This is a genomic window from Achromobacter sp. B7 (assembly GCF_003600685.1).
Taxonomy (GTDB): domain Bacteria; phylum Pseudomonadota; class Gammaproteobacteria; order Burkholderiales; family Burkholderiaceae_B; genus Achromobacter; species Achromobacter spanius_B.
Genome location: NZ_CP032084.1, coordinates 72,714 through 91,482 on the forward strand (window position 1 = coordinate 72,714; position 18,769 = coordinate 91,482).

Here is an 18,769-nt window from a genome sequence, read left to right on the forward strand (position 1 = left end):
GACCAGCAAACATGAATTTTACTTTACGCTGATTTATTTAGCCGGGCAACCGGCGAAAAGGCGGAATGTTGTATGGCGTCACCCTGTCGTGGACGGCCCCCATTCTGCCCGTATTTGCTGCCAAAATGCGCGATTGTGCAAAAGAAAACAGGGGCGGACACTCAGGTCCGCCCCTGTTTTTTCTGCCTGGCCGGGTCGCCCCGGCAAGGCGGCGCTCAGGCTGCCTTGGCCGCGTTCTCCAGCTTCAGTCCGGCAAGCTGGCGGATGAAGACCGGAATGCAGATGGCCAGCCCGATCACGCCGCTGGTCACGCCCGGCACGATGGTCAGCAACGCGCCCAGCGTGCACAGCCACCGTTCCCAACTTTTCATGCCGACCAGCATGTAACGCGAGAACGCCGCCGACAGCAGCACCAGGCCCACCATGCAGCCCACCAGCGTGACGAAGAAGTCGTACCAGGTAAAGCCCTGCACCGAAATCAGCAGCGACGGCGAAAACACGAACACGAACGGCACGATCAGCTTGGTGATGCCCAGCCTGAATGCCGTGTTGCCGGTCTTGAACGGGTCACTGCCCGCCATGCCCGCCGCCGCGTAGGCCGCCAGCGCCACCGGTGGCGTAATGTCCGCCAGGATGCCGAAATAGAACACGAAGAAGTGCGCCGCAATCGGCTGCACGCCCAGTTGCACCAGGGTGGGAGCGGCCACCGCCACCATGATCAGGTAGTTGGCCGTGGTGGGAATGCCGCAGCCCATCAGGATGCAGACGATGCCCGTCATGATCAACGCCGCCACCAAGGTCAGCGACTGCGTGTTCGCGATGGCTTCCGGAATCACCACCGAGGCCACGCCGGCGATGGACTGCGCCGCCGAGATCACGATGTACGACACCTTGAAGCCCACGCCGGTCAGCGTCACCACACCGATCACGATACCCACCGTGCCGGCGGCGGCGCCCACGGCCAGCGCGTACTTGGCGCCGGTCTCGAAGGCTTCGTACAGGTCACGCCAACGCAAGCGCTGATACGGATTCAGCAGCCCCACCAGGATGCAGCCGGTGATGCCCGCGAACGCCGCCAGGTACGGTGTGCGGCCGCTGGCCAGCACGCCGATCAGCAGGAACAGCGGGATCAAGGTCGGCCAGCGCATCTTGATCGATTGCTTCAGCTTGGGCATTTCCTCGGCCGTCAGGCCGCGCAGCCCCTCGCGCTTGGCCTCGAAGTGCACCTGCATGAACAGGCCGAAGAAGTACAGGAAGGCCGGGAAAATGCCGGCGATGGCGATCTGCTGGTACGGGATGCCCAAAAATTCGATCATCAGGAACGCGGCCGCGCCCATGATGGGCGGCGTGATCTGCCCGCCCGTGCTGCTGGCGGCTTCGACCCCGGCCGCGAAGTGGCGCGGATAGCCCACGCGGATCATCGCGGGAATGGTCAGCGACCCCACCGTGACCGCGTTGGCCACCGATGATCCGGACAACATGCCGAACATGGCCGAGCCAAACACCGACACCTTGGCCGGGCCGCCCGCATAGCGGCCGGCAATGGTCGAGGCCACGTCCAGGAATAACTGGCCCAGGCCGATGCGGGTAGCCAGCACGCCGAACAGCACGAAGTGAAACACGTAGGTCGCCACCACGCCCACCGCCACGCCGTACACGCCCTGGCTCGTCAGGTACATGTGGTTGACGATCTGGGACCAGGTGTTGCCCGCGTGTTGCAGCAGCCCGGGGAAATACGGTCCGAACATGGCGTAGGCCATGAACACCAGGGCGATGATCGGCAGCGGCCAGCCCATGGCGCGGCGCGTGGCTTCCAGCAGGCCGATCAGCAGGATGGACCCCATGAACACGTCGATGGGCAGCGGATTGCCCACGCGGAACGCCAGGTCTTCGAAGATGTACGGGATGTACATGACCGACAGCGCCAGCGCCACGGCGATGATCCAGTCATACAGCGGGATGCCGCCGGGGGCGTACCAGGTGGACTTCGGCTCGCGCTGATAGTGCGACTTTGAAAAGCCGAACACCAGGAAAATCAGGCTGAGCACAAACGCCAGGTGCACGCCGCGATGCGTGGCCTCGCGCAGCAGGCCAAAGCCCGCGGTGTAGTAATGAAAGATCGAGAGCGTGACCAGCAGGCCCGAGACGATCCAGGTGGCGGTCTTGTCCAGTGGCCGGAAGCGGATTTCGGAATCGTACTTTTCCGCCAGTTGCTGGGTCTTTTCGTGGTCTATTTCCATCGACGTATTTCTCAGGTGAATCCGCAAACAGGGCCGCACGAGGCGGCCCTGCGCAATGCCGGCGCAACACCGGGGGGTACCCGGCGCGCCGGCGTATCGCCGTCGCGAGTACGGCTTGGGCTTACTTCAACAAGCCGATTTCCTTGTAGAACTTCTCGGCGCCCGGGTGGAACGGGATGCCGGCGCCCTTGATGGCGTTTTCGCGCGTGATCAGCTTGCCCTTGGCGTGGCCGTTGTCCAGCGTCTTGCGCGTGGCGTCGCTGTACAGCGCCTTGGTGACGTCATACACGACCTGTTCCGGCAGCTTGGCCGACGTGACCATTTGCGCATTGACCGAAATGGTCTTGACCTCGCCCACGTTCTGATACGTGTTGGCGGCGATGGTGTCGGGCGTGAAGAACTCCTGCTTGGCGCGCAGCGCGTCGATTTCCGGGCCGACCAGCGGCACGATTTCGATGCCCGCGCCGCTGGAGGCCAGTTCGGCGATGGCGCCGGCCGGCGCACCGCCCACGAAGAAGAACGCGTCCAGCCCGCCGTCCTTGAGCTTGTCGCCCGCCTGGTTCGGCTTCAAGTATTCGGCCTTGATGTCCTTGTCGGTCATGCCGTAGGCGCCCAGGATCAGGCGCACGTCAACCAGCGTGCCCGAGCCCGGTTCGTCCATCGACACGCGCTTGCCCTTCAGGTCAGCCACGCTCTTGATGCCCGCGCCCTTGCGCGTCACCAGGTGGATGCTTTCGGGATACAGCGTGGCGATCAGGCGCAGGTCTTGCGCCTTGGGCTTGCCTTCGAACGTGCCCGTGCCGCTATAGGCCCAGAACGCCACGTCCGACTGCGTGAAGCCGGCTTCGAACGAGCCGCCCAGAATGCCGTTGATGTTGGCCACCGACCCGTTGGACGCCACGGCCGTGGCAACTAGCTTGCCCGGCTGCGACACGGCGTTGGCGATGATGCCGCCGATGGGGTAGTACGTGCCGGCCGTGCCGCCCGTGCCGATGCGGAAGAACTGCTGGGCCTGTGCGGAACCCACGGCGCCGACGGCGGCAACCGCGACGGTCAGGGCGGTGATCCAGTGTTTGAGTTTCATGCGAGCTTCTCCGGTGTTGTCAGGTAGGGTTCTTGTGACGGAAATCGTCTTGTCATTCCTGTGGCGGACGGTTCAATGAAAGCGCCGTCCGGGCACAAAAATGGGCCTCCCCTTGGGGGCCGTTTTCATGTTGAAATTCTGGCATGCGGGGCATCCGTAGCCAATGGTTACGGAGCTATCGTTTACCTGGGGGTGAATAAGCCTTGGGGTTATGGAAGGTCGTGCTTTAGTTATGGTGTCGCCGCTGGCGGTTACATCCCACGCGCTGTAGATCACGGAGTTACCTCGATGTCCCAGGAAGTCATACGCGGCATAGCGCTGCCCCCGCCCGCGCAACCGGGCGACCCGTTGGCCCGCGTCGACACGCCCAGCCTGGTGCTGGACCTTGGCCCCTTCGAGGCCAACCTGCGCGCCATGCAGGCCTGGGCGGACCGCCACGAAGTCGCCCTGCGCCCGCACGCCAAGGCGCACAAATGTCCCGAGATCGCGCGGCGCCAGCTGGCACTGGGCGCGCGCGGCATCTGCTGCCAGAAGGTCAGCGAAGCGCTGCCTTTCGTGGCGGCCGGCATCCACGACATCCACATCAGTAACGAAGTCGTCGGGCCGGCCAAGCTGGCCCTGCTGGGCCAGCTGGCGCGCGTGGCCAAGCTGAGCGTCTGCGTGGATAACGCGAAAAACCTGGCGGACATTTCCCAAGCCATGGTGCAAGCCGGCGCCCAGATCGATGTGCTGGTCGAAGTGGACGTCGGACAAGGTCGTTGCGGCGTCTCGGACGACGCCCTGGTGCTGGCGCTGGCGCAACAGGCGCGCGATCTGCCGGGTGTGGACTTCGTGGGCCTTCAGGCCTATCACGGCTCGGTGCAGCACGCCCGTACGCGCGAAGAACGCGCGCGGATCTGCCGCAAGGCCGCGCGCATCGCCGCGTCTTACGCCCAGCTGCTGCGCGAAAGCGGCATCGCGTGCGACATCATCACCGGCGGCGGCACGGGCAGCGCGGAATTCGATGCGGCAAGCGGCGTCTACACCGAACTGCAAGCGGGCTCGTACGCGTTCATGGATGGCGATTACGGCGCCAACGATTGGGACGGCGCGCTTACGTTCCAGAACAGCCTGTTCGTGCTGTCCACCGTCATGAGCGTGCCCGCGCCCGAGCGCGTCATCCTGGACGCGGGTCTGAAATCGACCACCGCCGAATGCGGCCCGCCAGCCGTCTTCGACGCGCCGGGCCTGACCTACGTCGCCATCAATGATGAACATGGCGTGGTGCGTGTCGCGCCCGGCGCCACCGCGCCAGCGCTGGGCGACGTGCTGCGCCTGGTGCCCTCGCACGTGGACCCTACATTCAATCTGCATGACGGCCTGGTCGTGGTGCGCGATGGCGTGGTGCAAGACATTTGGGAAATCGCCGCGCGCGGCTTTTCGCGCTGATCGCGCTTCCCGTCACATCGCCAGGTTCGTCATCCCCAGGAATTGCCGCAGTTCGGGGGTGGCGGGCGATGCGAACAACTCCTCGGGCGGCCCGATCTCATGCACGCGGCCCTGGTGCATGAAGACGACGCGGTCGCAGACCTCGCGCGCAAAGCGCATCTCGTGCGTGACCATCAGCAGCGTCATGCCGTCGGCCGCCAGCTCGCGCACCACCGCCAGCACTTCATTGACCAGCTCCGGGTCCAGCGCCGATGTGATTTCGTCGCACAGCAGCGCCAGCGGCTGCATCGCCAACGCGCGCGCAATCGCCACGCGCTGTTGCTGACCGCCGGACAGTTCCTCGGGCCACGCATCGAACTTGTGCGCCAGCCCCACGCGCGTCAGCATGGCGCGCGCCATGTCGGCCGCGTCCGCTTCCGGCATGCGCTTGGCCACCATGGGCGACAGCATCACGTTGCGCCCCACCGTCAGGTGCGGAAACAGGTTGAACTGCTGGAAGATCATGCCAACCTTGAGCCGCAGCGCGCGCAGCCGCAGCTCGTCGTCGCCCAACTGCGCGTCGGCCACCATGATGGCGCCGCCGTCAATCTGCTCCAACCCGTTCACGCAGCGCAGCAGCGTGCTCTTGCCCGAGCCGCTCTTGCCGATGATGGCGATGACCTCGCCGGGTTCAACGCGCAGCGTCACCCCCTTCAGGACTTCGTTGTCGCCGAATTTCTTGCGGACGTCTTCAAGGGCGATGAGGGGCATGCAACTTCCTTTCCAGCCGGAGGCTAAGGCGCGACAGGGGCCAGCACAGCGCGAAGTAGATCAGCGCGGCGCAGGCGTAGACGGTGAAGGGACTGAACGTGGCGTTGGTGATCACCGTGCTGGCCTTGGACAGCTCGGTGAACCCGATGATGGAGGTCAGCGCCGTACTCTTGACGATCTGCACGGCGAAGCCGACGGTGGGCGCAATGGCGATGCGCAGCGCCTGCGGCAGCACCACGTAGCGCATCTGCTGCACGTAGCCCAGCGCCAGGCTGGCGGACGCTTCCCATTGGCCTTTTGGAATGGCTTCCACGCAGCCACGCCAGATCTCGGCCAGGAACGCGCCCGACCACAGCGTCAGCGCGGCGCCCGCTGCCAGCCAGGGCGGCACTTCCAGCCCCAGCAGCGACAGCCCGAAGAACGCCAGGAACAGCTGCATCAACAGCGGCGTGCCCTGGAACAGTTCGATATACGCCCAGCTGGCGCGGCGCATCAGCGCCACGCGCGACGTGCGCATCATCAGCGCCAGCATGCCCATCAGCGCGCCGCCCACGAACGCCACCAGCGACAGCACCACCGTCCAGCGCGCGGCCAGCAGCAGGTTGCGGACGATGTCCCACATTGAAAATTCAATCATCGCGCCGCCTTGCGAAACAGTCGCCAGCCCGCCAGGCGCAGCAACTGGCGCAGGACAATGGCCAGCACCAGGTAGATGCCGGTGGTGACCAGGTACACCTCAAACGCGCGGAAATTGCGCGACTGGATGAAGTTGGCGGCAAAGGTCAGGTCTTCGGCCGCAATCTGCGAGCACACCGCCGAGCCCAGCATCACTATCACGATCTGCGACGACAGCGCCGGCCAGATGCGTTTCAAGGCGGGCTTCAGCACCACGTGCCGGAACACCTGAAAGCGCGTCATCGCCAGGCTGGCGCCCGCCTCGTACTGCCCTTTGGGCGTGGCGTCGATGCCGGCGCGGATGATCTCGGCGCTGTAGGCGCCCAGGTTCAGCGCCATCGCCAGGCACGCCGCCTGCATCTCGCCCAGCTGCACGCCCAGCGATGGCAGGCCGAAGAACACGAAGAACAGCTGGATCAGGAACGGCGTGTTGCGTATCACCTCGACATAGGCGGCCACGGGCGCGCGCAGCCCGCGCGGCCCCTGCGTGCGGACCCAGGCGCAGGCGATGCCCAGCGCCACGCCCGCCACCGCGCCGAAGGCGATCAGTTCCACCGTCACGCCGATGCCTTTCAACAGCACCGGCGTGTAGTCGAATACCGACGCGAAGTCGTATTGGTAAGCCATGATGGCCGCCGTCGGAACTTACAGGTCCTTGGGCAGCTCGGCCCCCAGCCACTTCTGCGATATCGCCGACAACGAGCCGTCACGCTTGGCGGCGGCCAGAATGTCGTTGACCTTGGCGCGCAGCTTGGGCTCGTCCTTGTTCATGCCGATGTAGCACGGCGAATTCTTGATCAGGAATTTCGTCTCGGGCTTCTTGGCCGGCTTGCGCGCCAGGATGGCGGCCGCCACCACGTTGCCCGTGGCAATCATCGGCACCTGGCCCGACAGGAAGGCGGTGATGGTGCCGTTGTTGTCTTCATAGCGCTTCAGGGTGGCCGAGGCCGGTGCGATCTTCGACAGCTCGATGTCTTCCACCGCGCCACGCGTGACGCCGATGGTCTTGCCGGCCAGGTCCGCCGCCGACGACACCTTCAAATCCGCCGGGCCGAACACGCCATTGAAGAACGGCGCGTAAGCGTCGGAAAAGTCGATGGCTTTCTCGCGTTCCGCATTCTTGCCCAGGCTGGAGATCACCAGGTCCACCTTGCGGGTCTGCAAGTAAGGCACCCGGTTGGCGCTGGTGACGGGCACCAGTTCCAGCTTCACGCCCAATTGCTTGGCGATCAGCGCGGCCGTATCGATGTCATAGCCCAGCGGCTTCATGTCGGCGCCCACCGAGCCGAACGGCGGGAAGTCCTGCGGCACGGCGATCTTGATGGTGCCGGCTTTGACGATGTCATCCAACGTGTCGGCGTGCGTCAGCGGCGCGGCCAGCAGGCTGGCGGCGGTGCAAAGGGACAACAACAGGGTTCTACGGTTCATGAGGAACTCTCCAGGGCGCGCGTCGCCCGGGACGGGTCGACGCGTTGCACACCGATTCGGTATACAAAGCTGGAAAAGCAAGTTCCGTGCCATTGCGCATGGCGCGCGGTGGCGCTGTGGATGCGTTGCTCGGCCGCCGCGCGCCGCCCCGTTTTGGTGCGGCGGGTGCGCCGGCGGCGAGCGCGTTTCGCACCGCTTTGGCTCGCCCGGCAAGCGCGGCATGGGCGGCATGCGCGGGTTTCAGGCCTCCAGATGGGGCCGCATCAGCGATTCAAACCAATCCTGGAACACGGTCAGGCGCCGCGTGCGCTGGCGTCGATGCGGGTAGATCAGCGACACCGGCATCGGCGCTGCGCGAAACGCCGGCATCACTTCCACCAGCTCGCCGGCATCCAGCAGATGCTGCACGTCAAAGCGCGGTATCTGGATCAGGCCCATCCCCGCCAGACAGCAGGCGATGTAGTTTTCGGCGTTGTCCACGATCACGCGGCTGCGCGGTTGCGCGATGTGCCCGTCGTCGGCATGAAATTCCCAAGGCAGCTCGCGGCGCGTCTTCGGGGAGGCATAGCCCACCGTCCAGTGCCCTTCCGACAGGTCGGCGGGTTTGCGCGGCTCGCCGTGTTCGCGCAGGTAGCCGGGGCTGGCGCAGTTGATCAGGGCGATTCGACCCAGCGGCCGCACCACCAGGCTGCTATCGGCCAGCGCGCCGATCCGTACGGCGCAATCCACGCCTTCCTGCACCAGGTCGATGGCGCGGTCGGTCGAGGTCAACGCCAACACCAGGCGGGGATGGCGGCGCAGCAGGCTGGGCAACGCGGGCGCGATCAGGCGGCGCGCCACCCGGCTGGGCACGTCGATGCTTAATCTGCCCGAGGCCTGCAACTGGCTGGCATGGAACAACTGGTCGATGTCTTCCACGTCCGCCAGCAGCGGCTGCACGCGCGCCAGCAATTGTTCGCCGTCGGCCGTCAGCCGCACCTGCCGCGTCGTGCGGTGCAGCAGGCGTACGCCAAGTTGGGCCTCCAGTTGCTGGATGGCCGCGGACACCGACGCGCGAGGTGCGTTCAGCGCGTTGGCGGCCTTGATGAAGCTGCCCATCTCGGCGACTTGGGCGAATACGCGGTACTGGTCGAATCGGTCCATGCCCGACAGATTAGCGGCTACTTACTTGGTGGTGTAGCCGCCGTTGATCAAAATAGTCTGGCCCGTGATCCACCAGCCGTCGCTGACCAGGTGGCGAATGAAGGGCACGACGTCTTCAATGTCGGTCAAGCCCGTCTTGCTGAACGGCGACAGCGCGGCCGCGGTCTTGTGATATGCCACCGCGTCCTCGCCTTCGGCCGGGTAGAAGAACGGCGTGTCCATGGGGCCGGGGCCCACCGCCGTGACCGAGATCCCGCGCGCGCCGAACTCCTTGGACGCGGCGCGGGTGTAATGCTCGACCGGCGCCTTGGTGCCGGCGTACGCGGCATAGAACGGCGTGAACGCGCCCAGCAGCGACGTCACCAGCGTGCATACCTTGCCGTTGTCGTTGACGTGCCGGCCCGCTTCGCGCAGGAAGAAAAAGGCCGTCTTGGAATTGACCGCCGTCATCTCGTCGTACTCGGCCTCGCTGATTTCGGTGAACGGTTTTTTCAGCACCTTGCCGACGGTGTTGATCGCAATATCCGGTTTGCCCACGGCGGCTACCGCATCGGCAAACAGCTTCTCGACAGCGCCCGCGGTTGTTAGGTCGGCTTGCAAGGCCACGGCTTTGGCGCCGGCCGCTTCGACGGCGGCTACCGTTGCGTCCGCCGCTGCCTTGGACGCCGCGCTGTTGTAGTGGATCGCGATGGCGCGGGCGCCGTGCGCGGCCAGATCGCGCGCAATCAAGCCGCCCAGGTTCTTTGCGCCGCCGGCAATCAGCACGACTTTGCCCTTGATGGAATGGTCTGCCATGGAAAACCCCTTCATGAATCGATGGAGTTTCGAGCTTAGGCAAGCGCAACCCACCGATAAACCGGCTGCGGCAAGATGCACTATCCAGAAAAACCACCCAAAGCGGCGGCATTGGGCAAGGTGGCGTCCATAAAAAAGCCGTCCCGTGCAAAACAGGGACGGCTTTGGCGGAAGGAGGAACGCTTAGTCCACCTGCGCGCCGGACTGCTTGACCGCGCGGCCCCACTTGTCCACTTCGCTGGCAATGAACTTGCCCGTGGCCTCGGGGCTGAGCGGCATCGGTTCGGCGCCCCGGTCACGCAGGAACTTCTGCATCTCCGGCGTATTCAGCGCCACGCCGATCTGACGGCTCAGGTAGGTGGTGACGTCGGCCGGCGTATCGCGCGGGGCCAGCACGGCGGCCCAGCCGATGGCCTCGAAACCCGGATAACCCGATTCGGCCACCGTCGGCACGTCCGGCAGTTGCGGCAGGCGCTTGGCGGTGGTCACGGCCAGCGCCACGGCTTTTTTGCTCTGCACGTGCGGCAGGCCCGCGGTCACGGAATCCACCATCAGCGGCACCTGGTGCCCCAGGAAATCCGCCTGCGCCGGGCCACTGCCCTTGTACGGAATGTGGCGGATATCGATGTTGGCCGCCGCCTTGAACATCTCGGCCGACAGATGCTGCGTGCCGCCGATGCCGGCGCTGGCGTAAGCCAGTTCACCCGGATTGGCGCGCGCCTGCGTCACCAGCTGCTTCAGGGACGTGATGCCCGAGGCCGGCGTGGCCAGGAACATCAGCGGCACCGAGAACACGCCCGACACCGGCGCGAAATCCTTGGTCAGGCTGTAGTTGATGGTCTTGTACAGCGTCTGGTTGACGGCGGCGGCGCTACCCGCGATGACCAGCGTGTAGCCATCGGCCGGGGCGCGCATGGCTTGTTCCATGCCGATATTGCTGCCCGCGCCGGCGCGGTTTTCCACCACGATGGGCTGCTTGACGGCGGCGCCCAGCTTTTCAGCCAGCGCGCGGGCAAAGATGTCGGTGGCCTGCCCGGGCGGGAACGGCACGATCAGGCGGATGGCGCGTTCAGGATATTCGGCGTGCACCGGCGCGCCGGCCGCCGCCAGCGCCAGGCCGGCGGCAAGACTGGAAAGAATACGTTTCATGATTGGTCAGTAAAAAGCGACAAGGGCTGCGCGCGAGGGGCGCGCCACTTCTCATAAAATAGAGCGCCCGAACGGCGGCCCTTGTGAGGCGGCCCGGGGCGATTCGGCGGGGGGTGCGTCACGATAGCATCCCTCTGTCGGTGCTACATTTGCCTTTTCGCGCTTAGCCCGCGAAGTTTTTCCTTCACCGCTGTCCTTACCCCGCAGGAACCGCCATGGAATTCAGCCAGTTCAACGTCAACACCCTCATGGACATCACTTCCCGCCCGGACCTCGTGTTCGTCAGCGGCAAGGGCTCCTGGCTGGAGGATCATGCGGGCAAGCGATACCTGGACTTCGTGCAGGGCTGGGCGGTGAACACGCTGGGCCATTCGGCTCCGGAAATGCAGCGCGCGCTGGTCGAACAGTCGCAAAAGCTGATGAACCCGTCGCCGGCGTTCTACAACATTCCCTCGATCGAGCTGGCCCAACGCCTGACCGGCGCGTCCTGCTTTGACCGCGTCTTCTTCGCCAACAGCGGCGGCGAAGCCAACGAAGGCGCCATCAAGCTGGCGCGCAAGTGGGGCCAGGTCAAGAAGAACGGCGCCTACAAGATCATCACGATGAACCACGGCTTCCACGGCCGCACGCTGGCCACGATGTCCGCATCGGGCAAGCCGGGCTGGGACAAGATGTTCGCCCCGCAAGTCGAAGGCTTCCCCAAGGCAGAATTGAACGACCTGGAATCCGTGAAGAAGCTGATCGACGACAAGACCGTCGCCATCATGCTGGAGCCGGTGCAAGGCGAAGGCGGCGTCATCCCCGCCACCAAGGAGTTCATGCAAGGCCTGCGCAAGCTGGCCGACGAGAACCAGCTGCTGCTGATCGTGGACGAAGTCCAGACCGGCATGGGCCGCACCGGCAAGATGTTCGCCTACCAGCATTCCGACGTCACGCCGGACATCATGACGCTGGCCAAGGGCATCGGCGGCGGCGTGCCGCTGGCCGCGCTGCTGGCCCGCCAGGACGCCTGCGTGTTCTCGCACGGCGACCAGGGCGGTACGTATAACGGCAACCCGCTGACCACCGCCGTGGGCGTGGCCGTGTTCGACGCCCTGGCCGCCCCGGGCTTCATGGACGCCGTCAACGCGCGCGCCAAGCAACTGTCCGAAGGCCTGCTGGCCCTGTCGGCCAAGTACGGCATGAAGGGCGAACGCGGCCAAGGCCTGCTGCGCGCCCTGATCATGGACCGCGACGACGGCCCCGCCATCGTCGAAGCCGCCCGCAACCAGAACCCGCAAGGCCTGCTGCTGAACGCCCCGCGCCCCAACCTGCTGCGCTTCATGCCCGCGCTGAACGTCACGGCCGAAGAAATCGACCTGATGCTGACGCAACTGGACGCGCTGATCGGGCAGGTGCGCAAGGCTTGATTGATTCAGGCTGGCAAGAGTGAGCAAGGGCCGCGGATTCGCGGCCCTTTTTCTTGCGCGGACAGGCGTTAGGGGGCGCGGGGGACGGGGACCGCACCCTTCATCATTAGCCTATAGTGCAGCAATCACGCAAAGTCTGTTGCACTATAGGCTAATAAAATCTGCCGTTTTGCTGCGCTATAGGCTAATATTTTCCTAACTTATGACCGCGTACAGGCTAGAAAATGTCCCCCGAACTCAACCAACTTCGCTTGGAACAACTGCAGGCCGCGCTCTCTGCTTACGCAAACCTGCTGGGGCGAAAACCGCCTGCTAGCGGTTGGTTGAAGCTGATCCGGGAGTCACTTGGCTTGACTCAGCGGCAGCAAGCCGAACGCTTGGGAATTTCGGCACCCACGCTTCATAAATCAGAACAAGCGGAAGCGGACGAACGCATCTCGCTCAGGCAACTGCGCAAGCTGGCGGACGGACTTGATTGCGAACTTGTTTATGCCTTGGTGCCTCGCAAGCCGCTCACGGATAGGGTTCAAGAGCGCGCCCGCGCTGTCGCGCTGGAAGAGGTCGGAGGCGTTGCGCACACCATGGGCCTCGAAGACCAGCGCCCAACAGAGGACCGACTCCGTAAACAAGTAGAGCGCAGAATCGATGAACTGCTACGGGGCCGATGGTCCGAGCTATGGCGCTAGATCTTGACTATCAAGACGGCCAGACACCACTGGACCCCGATGAACGGGCGGGCCTCATCCCCGAGCACCTGAGCACCAAGGGCGACTTGAATGATTGGGAGCAGGAAAACCTGTTGCGTGCGGTGCGCTGGTTGAAAAGGGCTCGTTCGCCAGATGTTCTAAGCGAAGGATTCTGCCGAACGCTCCATTCCAAAATGTTTGACCAGACGTGGAGCTGGGCAGGGACCTTCCGGCGGTCAGACAAGAATATCGGTTGTGACTGGACGCAGGTCAGCACACGTCTATCGCAACTGCTTGCCAACACCCGTTGGGGAATCGAGCGTGGCGCCTATCCACCCGACGAAATCGCTGCCCGCTTTCACCGCGACCTGGTCTGGATTCACCCATTCCCAAACGGCAACGGGCGGCATTCCCGAATGATGGCTGACGCTCTTCTACGTAGCCTGGGGCAAGCGCAGTTTTCCTGGGGGGGCGCGGGAAATCTTGTGAACGCCTCCAACGCTCGGACTCGCTATCTCAACGCGCTACGCGCCGCGGACCAGGGCGAATATCACTTGCTGCTTGCGTTTGTTCGCAGCTAAAAGCGCCTTGCCCAGCGGGCCTGTCTATCGCGGCACCCCGGACAAGCGGTAGCCCCCGACCTCAGTGCGACGACACATAGGTGGCGTCGGCAAACGACGCAGGAATCGCGAAGCTTTCGCGCATGCGTCTCGCCTCGGCCGCCGGCGTCAAGCCGAAAAGCCGCTTGAACTCTCGGCTGAATTGCGATGTGCTTGTGTAGCCTACGGCGTGGCCCGCCGCTTCAGCGGTCAAGTCCTGGCGCACCATTAACAGCCTTGCCTGATGAAGCCGCGTCGATTTCACGTACTGCATCGGGGACACTTGCGTGACCGCCTTGAAATGGCTGTGGAAGCTGGGAACGCTCATGCCCGCCTTCTGCGCAAGCTGCGTCACATCAAGCGGTTCGGCGTACGCGGCATGAATATGCCGTAGCGACATCCCTATCCTGCCAAACTGCCCTCGCATCGCCAGTGCCTCGCGCATCGCCCCGCCTTGTGGCCCGGTCAACACGCGGAAGTACAGTTCGCGCAGCAGGCCCGGGCCCAGCACGGCGGCTTCGATTGGCTGGTGCATGGCTTCAAGAAAGCGCAGAACGCAGGTGTGCATCCTGTGGTCCATCCGAGTCGACATCATGCTCTTGGGCACCTCCGCCCCATCGCCCGCGCTTGCGTTGCCGATCTGCGCGGCCAGCTCGGCAGCCACCGTGAAATCAAGGTGCAGATAAAGCGCCAGCAATGGGCGTTCCGGTGTTGCATCGGTTTCCATGCTGAAAGGAACCGGCACCGAGACGGCAAGATAATGATCCTCGTCGTACTGATACATCTGCCCGCCAAAGTACCCCCGCTTGCGCCCTTGGCACACGATCACAATGCCGGGGTCATACAAAACGGGGGTGCGTGAAAGCGCTCGGTCGGAACGCAGGATGCGCACGCTGGGCAGCGCGGTCAGGTTATAGCCTTCGGCGGGCGCCAAGGCGCGCAGTAGCGCGACCGTGCGCTTGGGCGTATCGGAATGCGTGGCCGAACATTGAGTCAAGGCGGCGTTTAGGCTCATAGCTTTATGCAAGAAATTCAGCGAATTCGGGCTGATAAGTGGTCTATGGCAAGAATAGTATGCAGTCTCCTCTTTGCATTTTGGAGACGCAACATGGCGTTGAACAAGATATTCCTGATCTCCGGAGTCAGCAGCGGATTCGGCCGCGCGCTGGCGCAAGAAGCGCTGGCCGCCGGGCACACGGTGGTGGGCACGGTAAGAAGCGCAGACGCGAAGCGCGATTTCGAATCGCTGTCCGATGCGGCCTATGGGCGCGTGCTGGACGTCACCCAGTTCGACCGCATTGACGACGTCGTATCGGAAATCGAAACCAGCGTGGGACCTATCGACGTCCTGGTCAACAACGCCGGGTATGGGCACGAGGGCGTACTGGAAGAATCGCCGCTATCGGAGATGCGCAGGCAGTTCGACGTGAACGTGTTCGGCGCCGTCGCCATGATGAAGGCAGTGCTGCCCTACCTGCGCGCGCGACGACGCGGTCATATCCTGAATATCACGTCGATGGGCGGACACATAACGATGCCGGGAATCGCCTACTACTGCGGCAGCAAATTCGCGCTGGAAGGCATTTCGGAAAGCCTGGGCAAAGAGGTCAAGCCCTTGGGCATTGCCGTCACCGCGGTCGCGCCCGGCTCTTTCCGAACCGACTGGGCCGGCCGCTCAATGACAAGAACCCCACGTTCCATCCCGGACTACGATGTCATCTTCGACCCGATCCGGCAGGCGCGTGAAGAGAAAAGCGGCAAGCAGCTTGGCGACCCGGTCAAGGCTGCCCGCGCGATGCTTGCCGCGATCGAGGCCGACAATCCTCCGGCGCATCTATTGCTGGGCCGCGATGCGTTGATGCTGGTGCGAGCCAAGCTTGCTGCGTTGGATGACGAGTTTAGAGCGTGGGAGGCGACTACGGTGTCGACGGATGCCTGATACGCTGTAATCAACACATGCCTTCATAGGAACAACCAGGAGAACCGCCGATGAGCCGACCGGAATTCATCAAGCACTGGACCGAACTTGAAGCGCCCGACGCGCATTCCTACCAGGGCGATACCGAACCCATGGGGCTGGACGCGCCGCCATGGAATAAAAGGGGCGTAACGAAGCGTGCCTTGCGATTGCAGCGGTCTTCTCCGAATAGTGCATCCGATTGCGCCTCCTGAATGCTATTTCGACCAAAGAAGATGCCCTCACCCGCCGATAACGTTATCGCCATCTATCAAGACCACGCAGCAGCGTTTGAAGCGCTGCGCGGGACGGGGCTTGTCGAACTCGGCTGGTTGACGAAGTTCTTGTCTTTGATGCCCGTCCAGAATGCGCAAGTGCTCGACATCGGTTGCGGCAACGGTGTCCCAATCGCGCGTCATTTGATCGAAAACGGGTGCTTGGTGACGGGCATCGATACGTCGTTGCCCTTGTTATCGCGGGCGAAATCCACTTTCCCTGACCATCAATGGATCGCCGCTGATATGCGGCGGTTGCCGTTCACCCAGAGCTTTCACGGCTTGATCGCCTGGCATAGCTTCTTTCATCTGAGCCCCGAGGACCAGCGTCCCATGTTCAGCACTTTTCGTCGTCTGGCGGCGCCCGGGGCGGTGTTGATGTTCACCAGCGGGACGTCGCTGGGAGAAGCCATTGGCCAGTTCGAAACCAAGCCGCTTTATCACGGCAGTTTGGACCCCAATGAGTACCGGCAACTGCTCAACGCCAATGGGTTTTCCGTGAAGCAGCATATGGAAAAGGATCCGGCTTGCGGTGGCGCGACGGTATGGCTGGCGCAACGGGACGCTGCCGAGTCCTGAGCCATAACCATCCCGCGGCGCCATTCGCTACCCCGCCTCTTGCGCCACAATCCCCAGTTCCGCCGCATACCCCGCCAACTGCGCGCCCACGTGCAGCTTCAACGCGTCCACGAACAACTTGATCTTTGCATCCACGAATTGTCGTGATGGGTACAGCGCATACACGTTGCGCTGGTTCGTGTAATAGCCGGGCAGCACCCGCACCAGCGTGCCCCGGCGCAGATCCTCGATTGCCGAGAAGCCGGCAAGCAGGCCGATGCCCGCGCCATCGCGCAGGGCCGTCGCCATGGCGTCCATATCGTTCACGCCGAAATGCGCGCCGGGCGGGCAGTGGGTGAACGTGCCATCCGCGCTTTCCAGATGCCATTCGTCCGGGGCGTAGTCCACGGTGCTGAGCAGCACGCAGTCATGCCGGGCAAGGTCTTCGGGGGTTTGCACGGGCGGATGCTGCTTCAGGTAGGCGGGCGATGCGGCCAGGATGCAGTGGCTGACGCCGATTTTCTGGCTGACGTAGGTGGAGTCGGGCAAGGCGCGCGCGATCACGATCCCGACGTCAAGCTGCTCTTCCAGCAGGTTCGGCATGCGCTGCGAAAGCAGCAGGTCAACGGAAACATCGGGGTATTCCTGTCTGTAAGCCATCGCCGCGCGGGTGACCAGAGTGCGACCCAGGCCAGGCACCGCGTGAACGCGCAAGACGCCACGTGGCGAGATCGTTGCACGGCCTGCTTCGGCTTCCGCCCGTTCGACATCGCCCAGGATCGCCACACAGCGGTCATAGAACCGATGCCCCACGTCGGTCACAACCAGGCGGCGGGTGGATCGCTGGATCAGCCGGGCGTTCAGCCCTTCTTCCAGCGTCGTGACCGCGCGTGAAATGTTGCCGACCGTGGTGGAAAGGTGGTTGGCGACGGCAGTGAAGCTGCCCATTTCGACCACCTTCGCAAACACCGACATGTTGTAAAGCTTGTCCATCGTGGGTCCATTGTGGGGGGGGCGACTTTTCCTCTGGCAGAGAAAGTCATTCCTTCGCCGGGGGCTAAATCCGCGCCCGTCTCGCGCCTAGACTTCGTTCCATGGTCAGGTCCTGGCCCGGCAGGAAACGAACAATCTTATCGGAGTTTGCAGCCATGAACGGCAACTATGATCCGCTTTACCTCTTCATCAACGGCGAATGGATAGGCGCTGGCGACCGCGACACCGCCGCCGTCATCAACCCGGCCACGCACCAGGAACTGGGCCGCGTGCCGCTTGCGACGCCCGCCGACCTGGAGCGCGCGCTTGACGTGACGCAGCAGGCGTTCAATGCATGGCGCACCGCGTTTCCCAACGAGCGTGCCCGGGTGCTCAAGCGCGGTGCGGAATTGATGCGCGAGCGGGCCGAGCACATTGCCACGCTGATGACGCTTGAAGAAGGCAAGCCGCTGGTTGAAAGCCGTGATGAAGTGTTGCGCGCGGCCGATTACTTCGACTGGTTTGCCGAAGAAGCCAAACGCATAGACGGCCGCGTGGTGCCCGCCAACCGCCCCGGCGTGCAGCAGCTGGTCAAGCGGCAAGCAATCGGGCCGGTGGCCGCTTTCACGCCCTGGAACTTTCCGGCCATCACGCCGGCACGCAAGCTTGCCGCCGCGCTTGCCGCCGGGTGCAGCGTCATCATCAAGCCGGGCGAAGAAAGCCCCGCCACCGCGCTGGCACTGGCACGTGCCCTGGACGATGCCGGCCTGCCCAAAGGCGTGCTGCAAGTGGTCTTTGGCGTGCCCGACGACGTCTCGCGGCAGTTGATTGCGTCTCCGGTGATCCGCAAGGTGACGTTCACCGGGTCGGTGCCGATTGGCAGGTTGTTGTCGGCACGCGCCGCCGAAGGGGTGAAGCCCATCACGCTGGAGCTGGGCGGGCACGGGCCGGTTCTGGTGTTCAACGATGCCGACGTCGCACGCGCCGCGGTCGAAGGCGCCGCCAACCGGTTTCGTGGTACGGGCCAGGTCTGCATTTCGTCGACACGCTTTCTGGTGCAGCGCGGTGTCTATGACGAATTCCGCGAACATTTCGTCAAGGCCACGCGCGCCCTGAAAGTGGGCAACGGGCTTGATCCCGCCACGCAGGTCGGGCCGCTGGCGAACCCGCGCCAACTTGAGAAGATGCAGGCCTTGATCGCGGATGCGGTGGCGTGCGGGGCCACGGTGCTGACTGGCGGCAAAGCCATCGAAGGGGAAGGCTATTTCTTCGAACCGACAGTGCTGGCCGATGTACCGATGCAAGCCAGGATCATGCACGAAGAGCCCTTTGGCCCCATCGCGGTGCTGATGGCCTTTGATGAGCTTGCGGACGGTTTGCAGGAAGCCAACCGCTTGCCCTACGGCTTGTCCGCCTACGCGTTCACCCGCGATGCGCGCACGGCGATCGACGTGGCCGATGGGCTGGAAGCCGGCATGATCGGCATCAACCAATATCGCATCGTCGCGACCGAGCTGCCGTTCGGGGGCATGAAGGAAAGCGGACACGGTTCGGAAGGCGGCGTTGAAGGTATCGAGTACTACCTCACGCACAAGTTCATCAGTCAGGCTTGAACAGGGAA

At 63.9% G+C, this 18,769-nt stretch carries 18 protein-coding genes and 1 pseudogene; 8 read left to right on the forward strand and 11 right to left on the reverse strand.

Annotated elements, in window-relative coordinates:
* Positions 1-215: 215 nt before the first annotated feature.
* Together DVB37_RS00330 and DVB37_RS00335 are read right to left on the reverse strand one after the other, a co-directional pair.
* Entirely contained in the window at positions 216-2,240 is a 2,025-nt protein-coding gene (locus tag DVB37_RS00330; protein ID WP_120153337.1) for a TRAP transporter permease, read from the reverse strand.
* A gap of 121 nt (positions 2,241-2,361) precedes the next feature.
* Positions 2,362-3,324, reverse strand: a complete 963-nt coding sequence (locus tag DVB37_RS00335) for a TAXI family TRAP transporter solute-binding subunit (protein WP_120153340.1) — start codon at positions 3,322-3,324, stop codon at positions 2,362-2,364.
* A 288-nt stretch (positions 3,325-3,612) separates the two neighbouring features.
* Here DVB37_RS00335 and DVB37_RS00340 point away from each other — a divergent pair, with 288 nt between their 5' ends.
* Entirely contained in the window at positions 3,613-4,752 is a 1,140-nt protein-coding gene (locus DVB37_RS00340; protein ID WP_120153342.1) for a DSD1 family PLP-dependent enzyme, read from the forward strand.
* Positions 4,753-4,764: 12 nt separating this feature from the next.
* Here DVB37_RS00340 and DVB37_RS00345 read toward each other — a convergent pair whose 3' ends face one another.
* From DVB37_RS00345 to DVB37_RS00375, 7 genes are all read right to left on the reverse strand, one after another.
* Positions 4,765-5,502 carry an amino acid ABC transporter ATP-binding protein gene (locus DVB37_RS00345; RefSeq protein WP_046803983.1) on the reverse strand — a complete coding sequence of 246 codons (738 nt, stop codon included), beginning with the start codon at positions 5,500-5,502 and terminating at the stop codon, positions 4,765-4,767.
* A complete protein-coding gene (locus DVB37_RS00350; protein ID WP_046803982.1) occupies positions 5,483-6,139 on the reverse strand; it encodes an amino acid ABC transporter permease in 657 nt (218 codons plus the stop codon). The genes DVB37_RS00345 and DVB37_RS00350 overlap by 20 nt, the downstream gene beginning before the upstream one ends.
* A complete protein-coding gene (locus tag DVB37_RS00355) occupies positions 6,136-6,804 on the reverse strand; it encodes an amino acid ABC transporter permease (protein ID WP_046803981.1) in 669 nt (222 codons plus the stop codon). The genes DVB37_RS00350 and DVB37_RS00355 overlap by 4 nt, the downstream gene beginning before the upstream one ends.
* A gap of 18 nt (positions 6,805-6,822) precedes the next feature.
* Positions 6,823-7,605 (reverse strand): transporter substrate-binding domain-containing protein, encoded by a 783-nt coding sequence (locus DVB37_RS00360; RefSeq protein ID WP_120153345.1) that lies wholly within the window; start codon positions 7,603-7,605, stop codon positions 6,823-6,825.
* A 240-nt stretch (positions 7,606-7,845) separates the two neighbouring features.
* Entirely contained in the window at positions 7,846-8,748 is a 903-nt protein-coding gene (locus DVB37_RS00365; protein WP_104144648.1) for a LysR family transcriptional regulator, read from the reverse strand.
* 21 nt (positions 8,749-8,769) lie between these two features.
* Complete coding sequence (locus DVB37_RS00370; RefSeq protein ID WP_046803978.1) at positions 8,770-9,543, reverse strand: SDR family oxidoreductase; 774 nt, start codon at positions 9,541-9,543, stop codon at positions 8,770-8,772.
* 183 nt (positions 9,544-9,726) lie between these two features.
* The gene (locus DVB37_RS00375; protein ID WP_120153348.1) at positions 9,727-10,692 is read right to left on the reverse strand and encodes a tripartite tricarboxylate transporter substrate binding protein; all 966 of its coding nucleotides are present in this window, start codon (positions 10,690-10,692) and stop codon (positions 9,727-9,729) included.
* A 215-nt stretch (positions 10,693-10,907) separates the two neighbouring features.
* Between DVB37_RS00375 and DVB37_RS00380 the strand changes: the two genes are divergently transcribed.
* The 3 genes from DVB37_RS00380 to DVB37_RS00390 all read left to right on the forward strand — a co-directional run bounded on the left by DVB37_RS00380 (position 10,908) and on the right by DVB37_RS00390 (position 13,368).
* Positions 10,908-12,101: an acetylornithine transaminase gene (locus DVB37_RS00380; protein ID WP_120153350.1), complete on the forward strand. Its 1,194-nt coding sequence runs from the start codon at positions 10,908-10,910 to the stop codon at positions 12,099-12,101.
* A 224-nt stretch (positions 12,102-12,325) separates the two neighbouring features.
* Positions 12,326-12,787: a mobile mystery protein A gene (locus DVB37_RS00385; RefSeq protein ID WP_082134412.1), complete on the forward strand. Its 462-nt coding sequence runs from the start codon at positions 12,326-12,328 to the stop codon at positions 12,785-12,787.
* The gene (locus DVB37_RS00390) at positions 12,778-13,368 is read left to right on the forward strand and encodes a mobile mystery protein B (protein ID WP_046804052.1); all 591 of its coding nucleotides are present in this window, start codon (positions 12,778-12,780) and stop codon (positions 13,366-13,368) included. The genes DVB37_RS00385 and DVB37_RS00390 overlap by 10 nt, the downstream gene beginning before the upstream one ends.
* Before the next feature lie 61 nt (positions 13,369-13,429).
* Here DVB37_RS00390 and DVB37_RS00395 read toward each other — a convergent pair whose 3' ends face one another.
* Positions 13,430-14,401 (reverse strand): AraC family transcriptional regulator, encoded by a 972-nt coding sequence (locus tag DVB37_RS00395; protein ID WP_046803974.1) that lies wholly within the window; start codon positions 14,399-14,401, stop codon positions 13,430-13,432.
* A 93-nt stretch (positions 14,402-14,494) separates the two neighbouring features.
* Here DVB37_RS00395 and DVB37_RS00400 point away from each other — a divergent pair, with 93 nt between their 5' ends.
* From DVB37_RS00400 to DVB37_RS00410, 3 genes and pseudogenes are all read left to right on the forward strand, one after another.
* On the forward strand, positions 14,495-15,325 hold the full coding sequence (locus DVB37_RS00400; protein ID WP_120153352.1) for an oxidoreductase: 831 nt from the start codon (positions 14,495-14,497) through the stop codon (positions 15,323-15,325).
* A gap of 50 nt (positions 15,326-15,375) precedes the next feature.
* Positions 15,376-15,478, forward strand: a pseudogene (locus DVB37_RS00405) (cupin); the annotation flags it as partial.
* A 101-nt stretch (positions 15,479-15,579) separates the two neighbouring features.
* Positions 15,580-16,197, forward strand: a complete 618-nt coding sequence (locus DVB37_RS00410) for a class I SAM-dependent methyltransferase (RefSeq protein WP_120153354.1) — start codon at positions 15,580-15,582, stop codon at positions 16,195-16,197.
* A gap of 27 nt (positions 16,198-16,224) precedes the next feature.
* On the opposite strand, the gene DVB37_RS00415 is transcribed toward DVB37_RS00410, so the two are convergent.
* Positions 16,225-17,169, reverse strand: a complete 945-nt coding sequence (locus tag DVB37_RS00415; RefSeq protein ID WP_120153356.1) for a LysR family transcriptional regulator — start codon at positions 17,167-17,169, stop codon at positions 16,225-16,227.
* Between the two features lie 155 nt (positions 17,170-17,324).
* Here DVB37_RS00415 and DVB37_RS00420 point away from each other — a divergent pair, with 155 nt between their 5' ends.
* Complete coding sequence (locus tag DVB37_RS00420) at positions 17,325-18,761, forward strand: NAD-dependent succinate-semialdehyde dehydrogenase (protein WP_120153358.1); 1,437 nt, start codon at positions 17,325-17,327, stop codon at positions 18,759-18,761.
* Positions 18,762-18,769: the final 8 nt, after the last annotated feature.

Bases quoted from the DNA above. Each gene is read 5' to 3' on its own strand.
- DVB37_RS00390 (WP_046804052.1), top strand. From the start codon at position 12,778: ATGGCGCTAGATCTTGACTATCAAGACGGCCAGACACCACTGGACCCC.
- DVB37_RS00380 (WP_120153350.1), top strand. From the start codon at position 10,908: ATGGAATTCAGCCAGTTCAACGTCAACACCCTCATGGACATCACTTCC.
- DVB37_RS00385 (WP_082134412.1), top strand. From the start codon at position 12,326: ATGTCCCCCGAACTCAACCAACTTCGCTTGGAACAACTGCAGGCCGCG.
- DVB37_RS00420 (WP_120153358.1), top strand. From the start codon at position 17,325: ATGAACGGCAACTATGATCCGCTTTACCTCTTCATCAACGGCGAATGG.
- DVB37_RS00335 (WP_120153340.1), bottom strand. From the start codon at position 3,324: ATGAAACTCAAACACTGGATCACCGCCCTGACCGTCGCGGTTGCCGCC.
- DVB37_RS00355 (WP_046803981.1), bottom strand. From the start codon at position 6,804: ATGGCTTACCAATACGACTTCGCGTCGGTATTCGACTACACGCCGGTG.
- DVB37_RS00370 (WP_046803978.1), bottom strand. From the start codon at position 9,543: ATGGCAGACCATTCCATCAAGGGCAAAGTCGTGCTGATTGCCGGCGGC.
- DVB37_RS00345 (WP_046803983.1), bottom strand. From the start codon at position 5,502: ATGCCCCTCATCGCCCTTGAAGACGTCCGCAAGAAATTCGGCGACAAC.
- DVB37_RS00360 (WP_120153345.1), bottom strand. From the start codon at position 7,605: ATGAACCGTAGAACCCTGTTGTTGTCCCTTTGCACCGCCGCCAGCCTG.
- DVB37_RS00375 (WP_120153348.1), bottom strand. From the start codon at position 10,692: ATGAAACGTATTCTTTCCAGTCTTGCCGCCGGCCTGGCGCTGGCGGCG.
- DVB37_RS00330 (WP_120153337.1), bottom strand. From the start codon at position 2,240: ATGGAAATAGACCACGAAAAGACCCAGCAACTGGCGGAAAAGTACGAT.
- DVB37_RS00395 (WP_046803974.1), bottom strand. From the start codon at position 14,401: ATGAGCCTAAACGCCGCCTTGACTCAATGTTCGGCCACGCATTCCGAT.
- DVB37_RS00365 (WP_104144648.1), bottom strand. From the start codon at position 8,748: ATGGACCGATTCGACCAGTACCGCGTATTCGCCCAAGTCGCCGAGATG.
- DVB37_RS00400 (WP_120153352.1), top strand. From the start codon at position 14,495: ATGGCGTTGAACAAGATATTCCTGATCTCCGGAGTCAGCAGCGGATTC.
- DVB37_RS00410 (WP_120153354.1), top strand. From the start codon at position 15,580: ATGCCCTCACCCGCCGATAACGTTATCGCCATCTATCAAGACCACGCA.
- DVB37_RS00350 (WP_046803982.1), bottom strand. From the start codon at position 6,139: ATGATTGAATTTTCAATGTGGGACATCGTCCGCAACCTGCTGCTGGCC.
- DVB37_RS00340 (WP_120153342.1), top strand. From the start codon at position 3,613: ATGTCCCAGGAAGTCATACGCGGCATAGCGCTGCCCCCGCCCGCGCAA.
- DVB37_RS00415 (WP_120153356.1), bottom strand. From the start codon at position 17,169: ATGGACAAGCTTTACAACATGTCGGTGTTTGCGAAGGTGGTCGAAATG.